The organism is Acetobacter sp. (assembly GCF_047721705.1).
In the GTDB taxonomy this organism is placed as follows: Bacteria; Pseudomonadota; Alphaproteobacteria; order Acetobacterales; family Acetobacteraceae; genus Acetobacter.
In genome coordinates this window covers 1-19,276 of record NZ_JBDNXK010000033.1, presented here as the reverse complement: position 1 = coordinate 19,276, position 19,276 = coordinate 1, and the positions used below count along the sequence as shown (strand labels likewise).

The 19,276-nt window shown below is 57.1% G+C and carries 15 protein-coding genes; 13 read left to right on the top strand and 2 right to left on the bottom strand.

The window, feature by feature from the left end; all coding sequences use genetic code 11:
* Positions 1–105 precede the first annotated feature (105 nt).
* Complete coding sequence (locus tag ABF824_RS07570; RefSeq protein ID WP_415487653.1) at positions 106–1,362, bottom strand: dicarboxylate/amino acid:cation symporter; 1,257 nt, start codon at positions 1,360–1,362, stop codon at positions 106–108.
* A gap of 306 nt (positions 1,363–1,668) precedes the next feature.
* Here ABF824_RS07570 and ABF824_RS07565 point away from each other — a divergent pair, with 306 nt between their 5' ends.
* The 13 genes from ABF824_RS07565 to recO all read left to right on the top strand — a co-directional run bounded on the left by ABF824_RS07565 (position 1,669) and on the right by recO (position 18,377).
* Positions 1,669–2,589 carry a hypothetical protein gene (locus ABF824_RS07565; RefSeq protein ID WP_415487651.1) on the top strand — a complete coding sequence of 307 codons (921 nt, stop codon included), beginning with the start codon at positions 1,669–1,671 and terminating at the stop codon, positions 2,587–2,589.
* A 91-nt stretch (positions 2,590–2,680) separates the two neighbouring features.
* Positions 2,681–4,147, top strand: a complete 1,467-nt coding sequence (locus ABF824_RS07560) for an amino acid permease (protein WP_415487649.1) — start codon at positions 2,681–2,683, stop codon at positions 4,145–4,147.
* Between the two features lie 222 nt (positions 4,148–4,369).
* Entirely contained in the window at positions 4,370–5,266 is an 897-nt protein-coding gene (locus tag ABF824_RS07555) for a fructose bisphosphate aldolase (protein WP_415487647.1), read from the top strand.
* A 153-nt stretch (positions 5,267–5,419) separates the two neighbouring features.
* On the top strand, positions 5,420–7,102 hold the full coding sequence (locus ABF824_RS07550) for an alpha-keto acid decarboxylase family protein (protein ID WP_415487646.1): 1,683 nt from the start codon (positions 5,420–5,422) through the stop codon (positions 7,100–7,102).
* A gap of 285 nt (positions 7,103–7,387) precedes the next feature.
* Positions 7,388–8,131 (top strand): (Fe-S)-binding protein, encoded by a 744-nt coding sequence (locus ABF824_RS07545; protein WP_415487644.1) that lies wholly within the window; start codon positions 7,388–7,390, stop codon positions 8,129–8,131.
* 95 nt (positions 8,132–8,226) lie between these two features.
* Complete coding sequence (locus ABF824_RS07540; RefSeq protein ID WP_415487676.1) at positions 8,227–9,666, top strand: lactate utilization protein B; 1,440 nt, start codon at positions 8,227–8,229, stop codon at positions 9,664–9,666.
* Positions 9,666–10,283, top strand: a complete 618-nt coding sequence (locus tag ABF824_RS07535) for a LutC/YkgG family protein (protein ID WP_415487642.1) — start codon at positions 9,666–9,668, stop codon at positions 10,281–10,283. The genes ABF824_RS07540 and ABF824_RS07535 overlap by 1 nt, the downstream gene beginning before the upstream one ends.
* Positions 10,284–10,470: 187 nt before the next feature.
* Positions 10,471–13,890, top strand: a complete 3,420-nt coding sequence (dnaE, locus tag ABF824_RS07530; protein ID WP_415487640.1) for a DNA polymerase III subunit alpha — start codon at positions 10,471–10,473, stop codon at positions 13,888–13,890.
* 74 nt (positions 13,891–13,964) lie between these two features.
* On the top strand, positions 13,965–14,249 hold the full coding sequence (locus ABF824_RS07525; protein WP_415487638.1) for a hypothetical protein: 285 nt from the start codon (positions 13,965–13,967) through the stop codon (positions 14,247–14,249).
* A gap of 208 nt (positions 14,250–14,457) precedes the next feature.
* Positions 14,458–15,603 (top strand): Rieske 2Fe-2S domain-containing protein, encoded by a 1,146-nt coding sequence (locus ABF824_RS07520; RefSeq protein WP_415487636.1) that lies wholly within the window; start codon positions 14,458–14,460, stop codon positions 15,601–15,603.
* 188 nt (positions 15,604–15,791) lie between these two features.
* Positions 15,792–16,580 carry a 30S ribosomal protein S2 gene (rpsB, locus tag ABF824_RS07515; RefSeq protein WP_415487634.1) on the top strand — a complete coding sequence of 263 codons (789 nt, stop codon included), beginning with the start codon at positions 15,792–15,794 and terminating at the stop codon, positions 16,578–16,580.
* 115 nt (positions 16,581–16,695) lie between these two features.
* The gene (tsf, locus tag ABF824_RS07510) at positions 16,696–17,601 is read left to right on the top strand and encodes a translation elongation factor Ts (RefSeq protein ID WP_415487632.1); all 906 of its coding nucleotides are present in this window, start codon (positions 16,696–16,698) and stop codon (positions 17,599–17,601) included.
* A gap of 17 nt (positions 17,602–17,618) precedes the next feature.
* Positions 17,619–18,377 carry a DNA repair protein RecO gene (gene recO, locus ABF824_RS07505; RefSeq protein ID WP_415487630.1) on the top strand — a complete coding sequence of 253 codons (759 nt, stop codon included), beginning with the start codon at positions 17,619–17,621 and terminating at the stop codon, positions 18,375–18,377.
* A gap of 7 nt (positions 18,378–18,384) precedes the next feature.
* Here the strand turns inward: recO and ABF824_RS07500 are convergent, their stop codons facing one another.
* The gene (locus tag ABF824_RS07500) at positions 18,385–19,146 is read right to left on the bottom strand and encodes a 2-keto-4-pentenoate hydratase (protein ID WP_415487628.1); all 762 of its coding nucleotides are present in this window, start codon (positions 19,144–19,146) and stop codon (positions 18,385–18,387) included.
* Positions 19,147–19,276: the final 130 nt, after the last annotated feature.

The following is a 19,276-nucleotide window of genomic DNA, read 5'->3' as shown; positions in this document are numbered from 1 at the left end:
ATATTATTTAGTAAACTACCCCACCTCAAGACACCTTACTAGGGTGCATTAAACCGGGGCCCTCTTGTCCCCCATTTTGGGAATCAGAAGGCCCCTTTTTCTTTCTTACAGATCGTCCTCTGTGGGGCCGTCCGACAGAACGCCTTCCCATTTGGCGGAAATGGCGGCGGCATAGCCATTGCCAAGCACGTTGGTTGCCGTGCGCGCCATGTCGAGAAAATGGTCAATGCCAAGGATGAGCGCCATTCCGGCTTCAGGAAGACCGAACTGCGGCAGTACGGCAATCAGTGTCACAAGTGAAGCGCGGGGGACGCCAGCAATGCCTTTGCTGCTCAACATCATCACCAGCACCATAAGACCCTGCTGCGACCATGACAGACTGATGCCGTAGGCCTGCGCAATGAAGATTGCGCCGAAGGACTGGAACAGGATGGAGCCGTCCAGATTGAAGCTGTAACCGAGAGGCAGGACAAAACCGCTGATCCGGCTTGGAACGCCAAAATTCTCCAGTTTTTCGAGCAGAAGCGGATAGACGGACTCGCTGCTCGCCGTGGCGTAGCCGAGGATCAGCGGCTGGAGCAGTTCCTTGATAAGGTCTTTCACACGTGGGCCAAGGACAAGGAAGGTGAGGGCGGTCAGGACGCACCAGAGAACGAGAATGGTTCCGTAGAACTCGATCAGGAAACGTCCGTAATGGAGCAGGGTGGTCAGGCCACCTGTGGCGAGACTGCCCATGATCGAGCCGAAAACCGCCATCGGTGCGAGCAGCATCACCATGTCCGTCATGCGCAGCATGATGTGGCCCAACTCTTCCGCCCAGTTCAGCATCGTCTTGCCAGCCGGTCCGGCGGCGGGAAGCGCGATACCGAACAGCACCGAGAACACAACAATTTGCAGAATGTCATTTCGCGCCATTGAATCGAGGATACTCGTCGGCACGATGTGAAGGATGAATTCAACAGGCTGGAACGGATGCTTGAGCGAGGCGACATCCGCCACGGCAGGTGGAGTGAAGCCTATGCCGGGACGCAGGAGGTTGGCGGACAGCAGGCCGATCGTCAGCGATATGAACGACATGGCGATGAACCACAGGAGAATGCGTCCTCCTACGCGCACGACGAGCGTCTCGTCGCCCATCTTGCCGATCCCGCTCACCAGCGTGGCGAAGACGAGTGGGGCGATCACCATCTTGATGAGACGCAGGAAAAGACCCGTCATGAGTTTGGATGCCTGCTCGGCGCCATGAATGACGTCCGGGCCAAGCGTGTGCAGAACCAGACCAGTCACAACGCCGAGCGCAAGCGCGGCGAGAATGGCGTAAGTCCGCCCTTTCGTATCGATCTTGTGGGTGGTCGCCGCCATCAGACTTTTCTTCCTCATCAAGTAGTGATAAATGCCCCGCCACACTATAGAGGAAAAACAACCGATACGTCAAAGTAACAATAAATCATAACAAAAGGTATCGGTTGAAATCCAGTTTTTGTGGGTTGGGTTAAAAGAAAATAGTTATTCGTTTCGATACATACGAAGTGTTTGTTCGAAACAATTACTATTTGTGGAGTTTATTTTTTCCATGATTTGCGGAAAAGAAGTGCATATGCAGGTTTTTTTATGCTGAGCACAGTTGGTTCATTCCTATCTTCTCGTGCTTTTTTTGCGCTCTCATCCATGACCCTTCTCCTGGCAGACGTTTCGGAAGCACGGGCGGGGCAGTGGTATACCGGCTCGCTGGTGTCGCCATCCGGCGCGAAAAACCACGCCGGGGACATCGGCGTCGAGCCCTATTTTTCATATAGCCAGCCAATCGGCTATTTTGCGTCGAACGGCACGAGCCATCCGCAGCATCCTCGGCAGCAGACATTCTCCAATTCCACAATGTGGAAATACGGTATTCTGGATGATCTGAGCATCCAGACCCATACTGTCATCAGTTATGGCTGGAAGCATGGAAGTGGTCATGCCCATGGCCCCAAGTTCGGCGATTTTCCTGTCGATCTGATCTACCGTTTTCTGCATGCCAATCCGAAACGCTACATTCCCGATCTGAATCTTTTCGCGGGTGTCGTGTTTCCCACAGGAGATTACAAACATCTCGGCTCATCACAGGACGGGTTCGGAACGGGTTCCTATGTCTTTCGTGTGGCGATCACGGAGCAGTCGACCTATACGCTGCCGGGTAATCACGAACTGCGTCTGCGCGTATGGAACTGGTTCCGTCACGCCCTGACATCTGCCCGCTTGCAGGATGTGACAAGTTACGGGACCACCGCCGGATTTGTCGGGCGTGGGCATCCGGGGATGAGTGGGCAGACTGGTTTCTCGCTGGAATATGCCGTGAGCCAGAAATGGGTGTTGGCGATGGATCTGGCGCGTGACTGGTCGAACGGCTCACGTCTCAAGGGGCGCTATCTTTCTGGCGCCACGATCAACCGAATCAGTTCCGCATCGACGGACTGGCAGATCGCGCCTGCCATTGAATATAACTGGAACGCACGCTGGGGCGTCATTGTCGGCTCAGCCATTTATTATGCTGGTCACGATACTGGCGTGAAAATCTCTCCCCAGTTTGCCATCAACGCCGTGTTCTGAAAATTCAAACTACATTTTCCATGGACAACGTTTCGTTCTCGAACCAGTCTAATGGCGGTTGATGGCATGGTTAATCTGAATCTGGGGCGGAATGGACAAGACGGACGCTTCTCAGGCTCTCACTGACGAGGGCTATCACAAGGGCCTCGGACGCCGGCAGATGCAGATGATCGCCATCGGCGGATGTATCGGCACGGGACTGTTTCTCGGGGCAGGGAGCCGTCTCCAGACGGGTGGCCCGTCGCTCGCCATCGTCTACGCTGTCTGTGGCGTCTTTTCTTTCTTCATTCTGCGTGCTCTTGGCGAACTGTCGATGTATCGACCCAGTTGCGGCGGTGTCGTGTCGTATGCGCAGGAATTTCTGGGCGAGAAAGCGGCTTACGTAGCCGGATGGACCTCCTTCCTCAACTGGGCCATGACGGGTATTGCCGACATTACTGCAGTGGCGCTCTACATGCATTTCTGGGGCGTGTTTGCCGCGGTGCCGCAATGGGTGCTGGCCCTCTGTGCCCTCGGCATCGTGACCGGAATGAATCTTATAGGCGTGAAATATTTCGGCGAGATGGAGTTCTGGTTCTCACTGATCAAGGTCGTTGCCCTGATCGTGTTTCTGGTTGTCGGCACCGTCATTCTTGGAACGGGTATGCCTGTAAACGGTCACCCGACCGGCTTTCACCTCATCACGGATAATGGGGGTTTCTTTCCGCACGGCCTGCTGTCTGCGCTCATTCTGACGCAAGGTGTGGTGTTTGCATATTCAGGCATCGAACTGATCGGCACAGCCGCGGGTGAATGCCAAAATCCTCACACAACGCTGCCGCGCGCCATCAACAGCGTCATCTGGCGGATCGCTGTGTTTTATGTCGGCTCGATCGTGCTGCTGGTGTGTCTGCTGCCGTGGAGTGCCTATCAGGGAGGCGAAAGTCCTTTCGTAACTTTCTTCAATGCGCTCGGCATTCCCTATGCCGACAGTGTCATGAATCTCATCGTGCTCACGGCGGCCCTGTCGAGTCTCAATTCCGGGGTTTATTCCACGGGCCGTGTGCTGCGGGCGCTGGCGCTGGGGGGAGCCGCGCCGTCTTTTCTGGGTGTGATGAACCGTCACTCGGTCCCCTATGCAGGCATCCTTCTGACGTCCGCCTTCTGTCTGGTGGGGGTCGGGCTCAATTACGTCGTGCCGCAGGACGTCTTCGAAATCGTGCTCAGCTTCTCGGCGCTCGGCATCATCTGCACATGGATGTTCATTCTGCTGAGTCAGCTTGCCTATCGTCGGGCTGTGGCGCGTGGTGACCTGCCTGCTCCCACATTCCGGATGCCGGGCGCGCCCTTTACGTCCTATCTGACGTTGGCCTTTCTGGCGGCGGTGGTCGTGCTGACAGCCTGCGATTATCCGGCGGGCACGATCACGATTGTCGCTTCGCCGCTGGTGGTCGTGTTTCTTGTCATCGGCTGGTATCTCATTCCCCGGAAGCCGCCGATGCTTATGCCGGAAACGCAGACATCTGCGACACTCACCGACATTCTCCTGCCACCCGAGCGGCGGAAAATGCCGCAATAACGCCGCTTTCCCACTTTTTCATTCTGTTTGCCCGCCGTAAACATATGGCGAAGTCACGCGCTCCGTGCAAAGGTCTCGCCGTCTGCAAAGACCAAACTGGCTTTTGGTCCACCGGAACTCAGGCATGTCGAGGCCGGGCGGGGTAAGGGCAAGGATGAGGTTGGCTGAAAGTGCGTTTTCATCAGGCGCGCGACAGGTTGAAAATCAAAAAGGGTAAGCAAAATGTCCATCGACCGTATGAAAAGCCAGATTTCAGATAAGGCTGGCTTTATCGCGGCCCTCGATCAGAGCGGCGGCTCAACTCCCGGCGCATTGAAAGCCTACGGTATTCCCGAAACCGCCTATTCCTCGGATGAGGAAATGTTCCGCCTGATCCACGAGATGCGCGTGCGGATCATGACCGCCCCCAGCTTTTCCGGCGACAAGGTGATCGGCGCGATTCTGTTCGAGCGCACCATGGATGGCGAAGCCAAGGGCAAGCCTGTCCCAACATATCTGTGGGAAGAGCGCGGCGTTGTTCCGTTCCTCAAGATCGACAAAGGTCTTGAAGACGAAGTGAACGGTGTCCGCATGATGAAGCCGATGCCTGAACTGGACAAGCTGCTGGCGCGCGCCGCCAAGCTTGGCATTTATGGTACCAAGGAACGTTCGGTCATCAATCTGCCGAACGCCGAGGCGATTGCCGCCATCGTGAAGCAGCAGTTCGAGATCGGCCATCAGGTCGCATCGCACGGTCTTGTGCCGATTCTGGAGCCGGAAGTGCTGGTGAAGAGCCCGGACAAGAAGGGTGCTGAAGCCATCCTGCGTGATGAGGTTCTCAAGGCGCTCGACGCCATGCCCGGCGACTACAAGATCATGCTGAAGGTCACGATTCCGGAAGTGGCGGATCTGTATGCCGACATCATCAAGCACCCGCGCATGGAGCGGCTTGTGGCGCTTTCCGGTGGCTATTCACTCGATGAGTCCTGCGCCCGTCTGAAGCAGAATCACGGCATGATCGCGAGCTTCTCGCGTGCGCTGCTGGGCGGTCTGCACGCTGATGCGTCCGATGCTGAATTCGACGCCACTCTCAGCAAGACAATCGACAAGATTTATGACGCTTCCGTTAACAAAGTCTGATTAACGACGTCTCATTTCTAAGTGATAGTCAGACACCCCGATCCATATCGAAAAGATATGGATCGGGGTGTTTCCATATAGTGGTCATGGGAGAGGCAAGCGATCACAGTGCCGACCGACAAGATGTCTCGATTCCATTGAGGAGGCTATTTCATGCCCGAGAAATATACAGTCGGTCATTATCTCTCCGAACGCCTTGGTCAGATCGGCCTGAAAGACCATTTTGCGGTCGCAGGCGATTTCAACCTTGTTCTGCTGGACCAGCTTCTCGAAGAAGGTTCCACGAAGCAGCTCTACAGCTGTAACGAACTGAACTGTGGTTACACGGCCGAGGGATATGCCCGCGCCAACGGCGCGGCGGCAATGGTCGTCACCTTCAATGTCGGCGCCTTGTCCGCGATCAATGCCATTGGTTCCGCTTACGCCGAGAGCCTGCCGGTCATCTTCGTATCCGGTGGCCCGAACACCAACGATCAGGGTTCTGGCCATATCCTGCATCACACGATCGGCAACTCGAACTACGGCTATCAGGCCGAGATGTTCCGTCAGGTGACGTGCGCCACGGAAGTCATTCTTTCCGCCGAGAATGCGCCGTCCCAGATCGATCATGCCATCCGCACGGCGCTGCGCATGCGCAAGCCCTGCTACATTGAAATTCCCTGCAACCTTGCTGGTGCGGAATGCGTGCGTCCCGGCCCGGTTGGCAGCCTGCTGAACGAGACGACGCCGGATCAGAAGAGCCTCGATGCTGCGGTCAAGGCATCCTGCGATTTCCTTGAGTCCCGCAAGAACGTCGTCATTCTGGTCGGTAGCCGCGTGCGCACGCTGGGTTCGCTGGAGCCGATCGTCAAACTGGCTGACCGCATTGGTTGCGCAGTGACGGTCATGGGAGCCGCCAAGAGCTTCTTCCCGGAAGAGCACAAGGCGTTCCGTGGTGTTTACTGGGGTGAGGTCAGTTCCCCGGGTGCACAGGAGCTGGTCGAAAAGGCCGATGGTGTGATCTGCCTTGCGCCGATCTTCAACGACTACGCGACGGTGGGCTGGCAGGCCAAGCCGCCTGCATCACAGGCTCTGATTGCCGACCTCGCCGAGGTGACGGTGGATGGCAAGAGCTTTGCAGGCTTCCATCTCGGTGCCTTCCTTGAGGCTTTCACGGCCAAGGCGCCGAGCCGTCCGGCCACGGCTGAAAGCACGACCTACACGCCGGTCAAGATTCCGGAATCGGCTCCAACCGTTCCGCTGACCAATGACGAGATGGCCCGTCAGATCAACATGCTGGTCGATGGCAACACCACCATCACGGCAGAGACGGGCGATAGCTGGTTCAACGCTGTCCGTATGCACCTGCCGAACGGTGCGCGTGTCGAGACAGAAATGCAGTGGGGTTCCATCGGGTGGTCGGTGCCCGCCGCTCTTGGTAACGCCATTGGCTCGCCGGATCGTCGCCACGTGCTGATGGTCGGCGACGGTTCCTTCCAGCTCACGGCGCAGGAAGTTGCGCAGATGGTCCGGTATGAAGTGCCGGTTATCATCTTCCTCGTGAACAACCGTGGTTACGTCATCGAGATCAAGATCCATGACGGTCCATACAACTACATCAAGAACTGGGATTATGCCGGTCTCATCAAGGCGTTCAACGCCGAGGACGGCCATGGTCTGGGGTTGCATGCCCGCACCGGTGCGGAACTGGCGGACGCCATCGAGAAAGCCAAGGCCAACAAAAAAGGCCCGACTTTCATCGAATGTCACATCGCCACCGAGGACTGCACCGATACGCTGGTTCAGTGGGGCAAGAAGGTCGCCAAGGCAAACGCCCGTCCTCCCCAGAAGAACTGAACTGGTCTTTTCCGAAGCGCACATCATCCCGGCCACAAGCCGGGATGGTTTCGTTTTGGGAAAAGAAAATAACAGAGCAGTCAATCTGTTTTAAGTGATTTGACAGTAAGGCCGGAGGGGGTAAAGGGTTCCTCCGGAACTCTTTTTCCAGCCAGTGGAAAGGGCTCGTCCGAAAGGACACGTCTTCACTCTCGACAAGACTGCGAGAGAAGGACATTTCCGGCGATATGATAGGAAGGCGACGCGCCCCACAATGAGGTCGCACCGTCACTGTGAGGAAGCGTTATGCGAGTTGGGTTGTTTGTTCCGTGTTACGTCGACGCATTCCACCCGGAGGTCGGGCAGGCGACCCTGGAACTGTTGGAGCGCTTCGGCTGCGAGGTCGAATATCCATTCGACCAGACCTGCTGTGGCCAGCCCATGACCAACACGGGCTGCCACAAGGAATCCAAGGCGACGGAAGAACTCTTCGTCCGTAACTTCAAGGACTATGACTACATCGTTGCGCCGTCCGGCAGCTGCGTGAACCACATCCGCAACAACTTCGATGCCGTTGCGCAGACCGATGATGTGAAGCACGTTCGCGAGCACACATATGAACTAGTCGAGTTTCTGCATGACGTGCTGAAGGTGGACGGTTTTCCGTGGGCCGAATTCCCGCACAAGGTGGCGCTGCACAATAACTGCAACGCCTTGCGCGGCCTCAACATCGCCAGCATGACGGAACTGCGTGAGAAAAAATTCTCCAAGCCTCGTGATCTGCTCGGCATGGTGAAGGGATTGGAGTTGGTCGATATCACCCGTCCGGATGAATGCTGCGGCTTCGGTGGCACCTTCTCCGTGTTCGAGGAGGCAACATCGGCCCGCATGGGACAGGACAAGGCGCGCGATCAGGCGAAATCTGGCGCGGAATATGTGACCTCATCAGACAGTTCCTGCATGATGCATCAGGAAGGCTGCGCCAAGCGCCTTGGTCTGCCGACGAAATACATTCATATTTCGCAGATCCTGAATGGGGAACGGGCATGAGCATCGAGAATCAGGCTGCTCCCACCACACCCGCGGGCCGCACCAATGATGGAGCGCCCGCCAATCTGACGCATGGCGCTGGCGCTTCCGTCACCATGCCCGCGCGTGGTCCCGAGCCGCAGCCGCGCGGTGCGATCATCCGGGGCAATCACCCGATCGACCAGCAGGAAGCGGCGCGTCGCTTCATGGCGGCTCCCCAGCATCTGGCCATGCATGACCAGCGTCTGTGGGATCTGCGTCAGAAGCGCGATGGTCAAAAAGAGATCATCGAAGAGTGGGAAGACCTCCGCCAGCTTGCGTCCGACATCAAGACGCACACGCTGACGCATCTGGATACCTATCTCGAGCAGTTCGAGAAGAACGCCATGGCGAATGGCGTCAAGGTTCACTGGGCGAAGGATGCTGCCGAGCATAACAACATCGTTGCGGAAATCCTGCGTTCCAAGAATGCCAAAAGCCTCATCAAGAGCAAATCCATGCTCACCGAGGAATGCGGTTTCCGTGAAGCGATGGCGGAAGCAGGCGTGCAGGTTGTCGAGACCGACCTTGGCGAGCGGATCCAGCAGCTTGATAATGAAAACCCAAGTCACGTCGTGGTGCCTGCGGTTCATAAGCTGCGGACGGATGTGGCAGAGGTATTTGCAAAAACACTCGGCTCTGACCCGGATAATTCTGACGTCAGCTATCTGACCGAGCAGCAGCGCGAGCATACGCGTCCGTTGATCCTGAAAGCGGATGCTGGCATGACGGGCTGCAACTTCGCGGTTGCGGAAACCGGTTCGGTTGTGGTCTGCACCAACGAAGGCAACGCGGATCTGTCGGCTAACACGACGGGCCTGCACATTGTCTCGATGGGTATCGAGAAGATCATTCCGAACCTGAACTCGCTGGCCGTGTTCGTCCGGATGTTGTCTCGGAGTGCTCTGGGTTCCCCGATCACGCAGTACACGTCGCATTTCCGTGGCCCACGCCGTGGCGCCGAAATGCACATCGTGATTGTCGATAATGGACGGACGGATCGTCTTGGTCTGGAGAAGTTCTGGACCTCCTTGAAATGTATCCGTTGTGGCGCGTGCATGAACACCTGCCCGGTGTTCCGTCGGTCCGGCGGTCTCAGCTATGGCGCGACCTACGCAGGTCCGATCGGGCTGATTATCGATCCGACCTTCAACCGCCACAAATATTCGACACTTCCGTTCTCCTCGACCATGAACGGAAGCTGCACGAACGTCTGTCCGGTGAAGATCAACATTCACGAGCAGATTGCCGACTGGCGTCAGGTTCTGGCCGAGAATCACGAAATCCCGGCTTTCAAGAAGAGCATGATGAAAGCGGCTGGTGCCCTGCTGGCGTCACCGAAGCTGTATCGTGCGAGCCTGCCGATGGCCGACAGCGCCCTGCGTCATTTGCCGCGCTTCGTGCTGTATAACAAGCTGAACACTTGGACGCGCGGTCGTGAAATGCCGCATGTGCCAAAGGAAACATTCCATCAATGGTATAAGCGCACGCGTGGCGTGGATGGGAAGAAAAAGTGATGAGCAGCACAGACAGTCGTGCGGCGATTTTCGCCGCCATTCGCGCCAACCGTCCGAAAATTCAGCCTCCGCTGCCGGACGTGCCGCTGTTCGATGAGAAAGCTCCATCCGATCTGGTGACGGCGTTTTCCGAAATGCTCGTGAAGATGGGCGGAAAAGTGCTTGATCCTCAGGGGCAGGATCCGATTTCTGCTCTTCGCGCCGCTGTGGCGGACAAGGGTATTATCGCCACCTGCGTGCCGGAGCTGCATGGGGATGCGTCGCTCCAGATCCGTCAGATTCTGCCTGACATGGACCCACACTCTCTCGCTGATGTGGAAATCGGAGTGGTGCGTGCGGCTTTTGGCGTGGCCGAGACGGGTTCTCTCTGCCTCACGGATGACGAACTGATCGTCAATACGAGCGGTTATCTCCCGCAGCATCTGATTGTTCTGCTTGATCCTTCGCAGATCGTGGCCAACCTGCATAATGCTTATCGGCGTCCGGAACTGCGCGAGCATAAATACGCCGTTTTCCAGACGGGACCGTCTGCGACTGCCGATATTGAAGGCGTGCTGATCCACGGTGCGCAGGGTGTGCGGTCGCTGCGTGTTCTGTTCTGCCCAAAGCAGCGCTGAAACTGTCTATTTGATGGAATGGGACTCACGGCGGAGATCGTTTCTTCCGTGAGTTTCAAGGAAACAGTTCACGGACTTCTATCAAGGGACGACGTTCTTCTGTTCCTGAATTGAATGTCTAATCTGGTGAACTCTTGCGGACATCAGTGAGCACTCCTCTCTGGGGTTTTGTGCTATCTTCCTCTCCATGCCGCACGCTGATTTTGTCCATCTCCGCACTCACTCCGCCTATTCTCTCAGTCAGGGCGCCATCCGAATCCCGGAACTGGTGGCATTGGCCAAAGGGATGGACATGCCCGCCGTTGCTATCACGGACACGGGTAACCTGTTTGGGGGGCTGGAATTCTCGCAGTATTGCTCGGGAAAAGGCGTTCAGCCGATCATTGGCTGCCAGATAGGTCTGCCACCCCGTGACGACCGGCCCGGCGCACCGTCGGAACCGATTGTCCTGCTGGCGCGTAACGAAGAAGGGCTGTCCAACCTTCAGTTCCTGTCCTCGGCAGGCTTTCTGGAAGGTGATACGGCTGACCCGACTGTCACGATTGATCTGTTGTGCGACCGAAGCAATGGGCTTTTCCTGCTGACAGGCGGCACGCGTGGACCGCTCTATCAGATGCTGGCGGAAGGGCAGCAGGAGCAGGCTGAAGCATGGTTGGCGCGACTGCGTGAAGCGTTTGGCGATAATCTCGTTGTGGAGCTCAATCGGTTCGGTCTCCCGATAGAGGAAGCCGTCGAGCCCGGTGTGCTGGCGCTTGCTGACCGAATGCGCTTGCCGATTGTGGCGACCAATGAGTGCTTCTTCCCTCAGCCGAAGATGCATGAGGCGCATGATGCATTGATCTGCATCGCGCAGGGACGGACTATGGCGGAGAAAGACCGCTGGAAAGTCTCGCCTGAGTGTTGGTTCAAGCCGCCCGCCGACATGCGCAAGCTGTTTGCCGATCTGCCGGACGCCTGTGACAATACGCTGGCCATTGCAAAAAGCTGCGCCATCAAGGTCGAAACACGCAAACCTCTGCTGCCGATCTGTCCGAAGGTGCGCGAGGGGCAGACCGAAGACGAAACCGTTCGCGCCATGGCGCGAGAAGGGCTGGAGCTTCGTCTCGCTGCTATCAGCGCTGATGAGAAAACCCGTGAGGTTTACAAGGAACGGCTTGAGTTTGAGCTCGACATTATCTCCCGAATGGGGTTTCCGGGCTACTTCCTGATCGTTGCGGACTTCATCCAGTGGGCGAAGGCACACGACATTCCGGTGGGGCCGGGACGTGGTTCCGGCGCAGGTTCGCTGGTGGCCTATGCCCTTACCATCACCGACATCGACCCGCTTCCGTTCAACCTGCTGTTCGAACGCTTCCTGAACCCGGAACGTGTTTCGATGCCTGACTTTGATATTGATTTCTGTCAGGACCGCCGCGATGAAGTGATTTCCTACGTCCGTCGTGAATATGGCGGCGACCGCGTGGCGCAGATCATCACCTTCGGAAAGTTGCAGGCCCGCGCTGCGGTTCGTGACGTCGGACGCGTGCTTGGTCTCCCATATGGCATGGTCAACCGTGTCGCGGAACTGATCCCCAACAACCCTGCCAAGCCGACTACCCTGAAGGACGCCATCGCCGGCGAGCCGAAACTTCAGGAAATGCGTGATACCGACGAGGCTTTGCGTCGTCTGATGGAAATCGGGCAGCAGTTGGAAGGGCTCTACCGTCACGCCTCGACGCATGCCGCCGGCGTGGTGATAGGTGATCGCAAACTTGTCGATCTCGTCCCGCTCTATCGCGATCCGAAGAGCGACATGCTCGTCACGCAGTTCAACATGAAATATGTCGAGCAGGCGGGGCTGGTGAAGTTCGACTTCCTCGGCCTGACCACGCTCACCATTCTTCAGCGTGGCGTGCGGTTCCTGAAAGGGCTTGGCATCGAGGTCGATCTTGCGAAAATCCCGCTCGACGACAAGCTGACTTACGAAATGCTGTCACGCGGCGATACCGCTGGCGTGTTCCAGTTCGAAGGCGCGGGCATGAGGGACGTCCTCAAGCAGATGCGCCCGACCCGACTGGAAGACCTGATCGCCGCCGTGGCGCTCTATCGTCCGGGGCCGATGGCCAATATCCCCGATTACTGTCGGCGCAAACACGGCGAGGCATGGGAACCGCCACACGAGGAAATCCGCGACATCCTGGAAGAGACCTATGGCATCATGGTCTATCAGGAACAGGTCATGCAGATCGCCCAGAAGATGGCGGGCTACAGCCTCGGCGCCGCTGACCTTCTGCGTCGTGCGATGGGTAAGAAAATCCGCGCCGAGATGGACAAGCAGCGCGAGATCTTCACCGAAGGCGCCACGGGGCGCGGTATCCCGAAAGACAAGGCCGTCGAAGTCTTCGACCTGATGGCAAAGTTCGCCGACTACGGCTTCAATAAATCCCATGCTGCCGCCTACGCTCTGGTGTCGTATCAGACAGCGTGGATGAAGGCGAACTACCCCGTGTCGTTCCTCGCTGCGTGTATGTCACTGGCGCGGGAGCGGACGGAAAAACTGGCGGCCTTGCGTCAGGAAGCGGAGCGTCTCGGCATCCGCGTATTGCCGCCCGACATCAACAAATCCGATGCCGATTTCAAGGTTGAGAAGCAGGAGGATGGTACACTCGCCATTCGTTATGCACTGGCGGCGGTGAAAAAGGTCGGCTTTGTCGCCATGCAGGGATTGATGGAAGCGCGTGGCGGCAAGCCGTTCCGTGACCTTGCGGATTTTGCTGCCCGTGTGGACCCGAAGAACCTGAACAAGATGCAGCTCGAAAACCTCGCACGCGCTGGGGCTTTCGACTCAATGGAGCCAAATCGGGCGCGCGTGTTCAGCGCCATCGAAATGATCCTCAAACGTGCTCATGCCCGCGTGCAGGAGATGAATAGCGGGCAGGGGGGGCTGTTTGGCGGTCCTGCCGAGCCGGAACCTCTGCTTCTGTCAAAAGAACCGGACTGGCCGGAGTTCGAACGCCTCTCTTACGAGGCCGATGCAATCGGCTTCCATATGACGGGCCATCCGCTTGATTCCTACCGTCCCCTCATGCGTCGTCTTGGCGTGGTGCCAATGGCGCAGTTGTTGCCATCGGCCGAGGGAGGCATTGGTCGTGTGAAAATTGCGGGATGCGTGGTGGGGCGCAAAGAGCGCCCGACCCGCAGTGGCAGCAAAATGGCATGGGTGCAGCTTTCCGATGCGACCGGCAGTTGCGAGGTGACGCTGTTCTCGGAAGTGCTGGGGCGTGTGCGGGAAGTCCTTGTTCCCGGTCGCGCGGTTCTGGTGACGGCCGATCTGAAGCTGGAAGGCGAGGCGTTGCGTATTACAGCAACGGATCTGGTCGAGCTGGAGGAAATGGCCTCGCAGACTGGTGGCGAAATGCGGGTGTGGGTGGAAAGCGCTGAAGCAGTCGAAGGCATTCAGGCCATTCTTTCCCGTCAGAAAGGGGGGCGAGGCAAGGTCATCCTGTTACCCTGCATTTCGGCCACGCAGGAAGTCGAGGTGCGGTTACGGCACGGTTATCGGATCAGTCCGGTCGTGGGGCAGGCGTTGAAGATGGTTACAGGTGTGACGGGAATCGAGATCGCATAATGCAACTTAAGGTTGCTTTTTGTCTCAAAAATGATATGAAGGGATCTGCCTTTAGAGTATCCAGGAGAAAAGTGATGGATATCTCGTCTAGCCTGCCCGCCACTGCCCAAAACTTTGTCGGTAATACGACGGCCGCTGACCGCAATAAGCAGACCTCGTCCGATACATCGACTGCGGTGACGCCAAAAACGGCGACCGGCCTGAACGCCCTCCCTGTCGTCAATCCTGCATCTCATATTGATCCAGCACTCGGCATCGTCGTGGTGGAAACCTACAGCACGGCTGGCGAAGTCGTGGAGCAGTACCCGACCGCACATATGATGCAGCAATACTCGCTGTATGGACTGTCCTCGAAGTAAGCTGACTGTTTCTATCGCTTTTGAGATAGGTCAAATTGGCGGGCAACGGTGTTTGTGCAGCCATGCATGACATGATCTTGCTTTCATAAGTCTCTGGTCTGATTCTCCTGAATATATTTGTGTGCTGTCAGGCAGGCCGGATAACTGGTAACCCCAGACGATGCGGCATGAAGAGCCGTGCGCGACAGCAAAGGGGAGAAAGCAGGCCATGTTGACGCAGCAGGAAAGCCGGGAAGAGCAGAAAGCCGAAGCCCCTCGTAAAGAGGATCGGGAATCTTCTGCCGTGACCAGCGAAGTCTATACGCGCTCGGGTCCCGACCTTCGTCGCGTCAAACTGGATCGTAATTTCTGGTATCCTGTTGCCTGGTCGCATAAAATCAAGGTGGGGAAGGCGTTCGGAACGCGTTTCGCGGAAGATCCCATTGTTATCGTGCGGCCTGACAACGGGGCACCGATCTATGCCCTTGAAGATCGTTGCGCACATCGACAGGTTCCGCTGAGCAAGGGGCGTGTGGATGGCGAGGTTGTGCGCTGCTGCTATCACGGCTGGTCATTCGATCGGCAAGGCAGTTGCGTTACGGTGCCTTATCTCAATCGTCCCGGGGTAGGGCGTGGCGTAAAGACCTATCCTTGCCGGGAGAGCGGTGGCTTGGTGTTCATTTTCCCCGGTGATCCTGAACTGGCCGACAAAACGCCGGTTCCGGTTCCGTGTCAGGTCAATAATCCCAAATTCAAGACCCGTCGTTTCGATCCGCTGGTCAACTGCCATTATTCGTTCATGCATGAGAACCTGATGGACATGAATCATCAGTTTCTTCATCGCAAGCAGATGGGCCAGATTACCGCTCGCTTCATGGGGCAGGAGAAAGGCGAGAACTTCGTGCAGGCAAGCTATAGCTTTGCACGTAAGGGAGGCGATCAGCCGCTGGCCGAACGTCTGATTTTTGGCAAGCACGACAAGACCATCGACATCAAGGATCAGCCGATTGAGGAAGTCGTCACGATCCGCACGACTTACCCTTATCAGACGCTCCAGATCCGGGACAAAGACGGTGACCTGATAATGGATTTGTGGGTCGCTTACGTCCCGTTGGGCAAGGACGAAATGGTGACGCAGAGCTACGGCCTGCTATCCGTGCTGCGTCCGAAGTGGAAATTCCTGCTTGATCTCGCGTGGCCTGTCCTCGGGGTCTTCACGAACCGTATTTTCCTTGAAGACAAGGAAATTGTGGAGATGGAGCAGCAGGCGTGGCAGGAGCTTGGCGGCGATCACAATGTCGAGGTTTTTCCGGTTGTGAAGAATCTGCGTGAGCTGCTGATCCGTTCCGGCGTATCGGAAGAAGAAAGCGCCTGAATAAGCCGTTTCCCCCGGATTTCCGCCTACTGCGGATATCCGGGGTTGCTTTTTTACCCAAAAAAGTCCATAGCGCGCCTGCCTGTGTCACCTGACGCAGGACTTCACACGCGGCGTCCGCACTGGTGTCCGGGATTCCGGATTTGGCGCGTCGCGGAGGAACAACCGGAACGCAAGGATTCTGCATCATGGCGATGCCTGATTTCACACTGCGTCAGCTCCTTGAAGCTGGCGTTCACTTTGGTCACCACACACGCCGCTGGAACCCGCGCATGGCGCCGTACCTGTTCGGCGTGCGCAATCAGGTCCATATCATCGACCTGCAGCAGACGGTCGTTCTGCTTGATCGCGCCCTGAAGGTGATCCGCGATACGGTGGCGGGTGGCGGTCGTGTGCTGTTCGTCGGCACCAAGCGCGCTGCATCCGATCTCGTGGCTGAGGCTGCTCAGCGTTGCGGTCAGTATTACGTCAATCACCGCTGGCTCGGCGGTATGCTGACGAACTGGAAGACCATCACGGGTTCCATCAAGCGTCTGCGTCAGATCGACGAGATGCTGGACGGTGACACGCACGGTCTGACAAAGAAGGAAATTCTTGAGCTGACCCGTTCGAAGGAAAAGCTTGAGCGCTCCCTCGGCGGCATCAAGGAAATGGGCGGTCTGCCTGACGTTCTGTTCGTCATTGATACGACGAAGGAAAAGCTGGCCATTCAGGAAGCCAACAAGCTGGGTATTCCGGTTGTGGCCATCCTCGACAGCAATTCCAACCCCGAGGGCGTGACCTATCCGATCCCGGGTAACGATGACGCCATCCGCGCTATCGAGCTGTATTGCAACCTTGTCTCCGGTGCGGTTCTTGACGGCATCTCTGCTGAGCTCGGTGCATCCGGCCATGACATTGGCGCTGCTGAAGAGCTTCCGGTTGTTGAAGCTGCTGCGACGGAAGCTGCCGTGGCGGCTCCTGCTGAAGCAGGCTGAATTGAGACAGGCGGCGTGAAGGTTTTTCCCTGAGAAAAGCCCGACACTCTGCTCTGAAAAATTGCAAGCACGTCCCGCAGGGTGACGTGCTTGCTGCTATTATGGAGAGACAAACATGGCGGAAATCACTGCTGCGCTCGTGAAAGAGCTTCGCGAGAAGACCGGCGCAGGCATGATGGACTGCAAGAAGGCGCTGAACGAAGCCGCTGGCGACATCGAAGGTGCCATCGACTGGCTGCGCACGAAGGGCCTCGCCGCCGCTGCGAAGAAGTCCGGTCGTGTCACGGCTGAAGGTCTGGTCGGCGTTGTTTCCGAAGGCAAGCGCGCTGCCATGGTTGAGGTGAATGCCGAGACCGACTTCGTTGCCCGTAACGAAGCTTTCCAGAACTTTGTCGAAGAAGTCGCCAAGGCTGCCCTGAAGGTTGGTGACGACCTTGAGAAGCTCAAGACGGCAACAGTTGCTTCCGGTCGCACGGTTGCTGACGAACTGACGCATCTCATCGCTACGATCGGCGAGAACATGTCCATCCGTCGTGCACGCGTTCTGGAAGTGCCGTCAGGTGTTGTCGCTACCTACATCCATGGCGCCCTGAAGCCGGGTCTCGGCAAGATCGGTGTTCTTGCTGCCATTGAGGCACCGTCCGAGAGCGACGCCATTGAAGCGCTGGGCCGTCAGGTTGGCATGCACATTGCTGCGACCCGTCCTGCCGCTCTCGATGTGAGCAGCATTGATCCGGAAGCCGTCGAGCGTGAGCGCGCCGTGCTGAAGGAGCAGGCTCTGGCTTCCGGTAAGCCGGAAGCGATTGTCGAGAAGATGATTGATGGTCGTATCCGCAAGTTCTACGAAGAAGTCGTTCTTCTGGAGCAGGTGTGGGTGCATGACGGCGAGAGCCGTGTGAAGGCCGTTCTCGACAAGGCAGGCGTCAAGCTGATCGGTTTCGATCGCTTCCAGCTTGGTGAAGGCATCGAGAAGGAAGAAAACGACTTTGCCAGCGAAGTGGCCAAGGCTGCTGGCGGCTAAGTTCGGATTACTTTGAAATGAATGGGGGCGGGGCATCTCTTGAATGGGAAGCACCCGCCCTTGTTCTGTCTGCTGCTCCGTTTGGAGAGGCTGATGCCTTGGTGCATCTTTTTTCGCCGGCACAGGGCGTTACGCATGGGTTGGTCAAGGGTGGCTCAGGTCGTCGTGGCTCCGCAACATGGCAACCCGGCAATCTGGTGCAAGCCCAGTGGCGGGCGCGTATTCCGGGGCAACTGGGCACGGTGACCGGGGAACTGGCAGCGCCTAATGCGGCCCGCGCCCTGACGTCACGACTAAGTCTTGCCTGTCTTTCTTCCTTATGTGCCGTTGCAGACGGAGCCTTGCCAGAAGCAGAGCCTTATCCCGGTCTGTGTCAGGATAGCGCTCAGGTTCTGGCTATGCTTGGGACGCACGATGAAGGCATCGAACTGTCGATGTTGATTCGTTGGGAAGTCATTCTCCTGCGGGATCTGGGGTTTGCGCTCGATCTGTCCCGCTGTGCCGTGACGGGACAGACAGATCGATTGTGCTACGTCTCACCGCGCACTGGTCGGGCCGTTTCGGAGGAAGGTGCGGGAACATGGGCGCCACGTCTGCTGCCTCTTCCAGCGTTTCTTCTGACATCTGATGCTATTGGCAATGTCGAGGATTGGGTGAATGGCCTACGTCTGACGGCTCATTTTCTGGGGCGTGACGTTTTTGGACCAATTCATCGGTCATTGCCCGCTGCGCGGATCAGATTGCTTGATCTGGTTCGAGCGCAGCAGGAAGTATAAGGCGACCTTATTCAAGAAACGCTGACACTTCGCCCAGAGTATCGAAACGTACGCTGACATGTGTGCGATGTGGCACAAAGAATGCCCCTGAGAGCGAACCCGTTGTGACAATCGTGCCTGCCTGAATTGGCATGTTGCGCTCCGCCGCGTGTCGCGCCAGCCAAACGAGGAGGCGCGATAGGTCGCCTGCCGTGTTGCCGCCGATTTGATCGGACACACACCGATGGTCCACGCGCATTGTAAAATGCTCTTGTGCGGGCTGGAAATGGTGCCAGTCAGCGAAAGCAGGCCCAACGATCAATGCTCCGTGGCTCTGCTGATCCGCCATGTGCGCCAACCGATGCTGCGAGTTTGGGGCAGTGAAGCGCGTATCCACGATTTCAATCGCAGGGTGGACACTGCCAACGGCGGACAGGATGGCTTCTGGTGTTAAATCGCTGCCAACAGTCCGGTCAAACCGGTAGGCGAATTCGGCTTCAACGCCGCGATGGCGAAAGAAACCGGCGGGAATGATTGCCCCATCGTTAAAGAGGGTTTCTGTGTGCAAAGGTGCTGCAGATGGCTCTGCTTCCAGACTGCCTGCTCCAACCTTCCAGCCGCACACGGGGCCTATTGAAGCAGCAACCTCATTTTGCACCGCGTAAGCTTCTTCTTCGGTGGCGGGAACCAGAGAAGGGGGAAGGGCCTCAATCGCATCGCTGTTGCTTCGAGCGGTCTTCAGATGGTGTGCGAGTGTCTGTGGGGTGGTGGTAGGGGAAGCAAGCTTCATGAAAAGAAACCCGTATCTGTTTGGTGATATAGAACCTGATAAATGGGAGAATAAATTGTTTTTCTAAAAAATGCAGTGTCGCTTTTCTGTAATTTATTTGGATGAGGGCGATAAGTGATCTGTAGAGAGA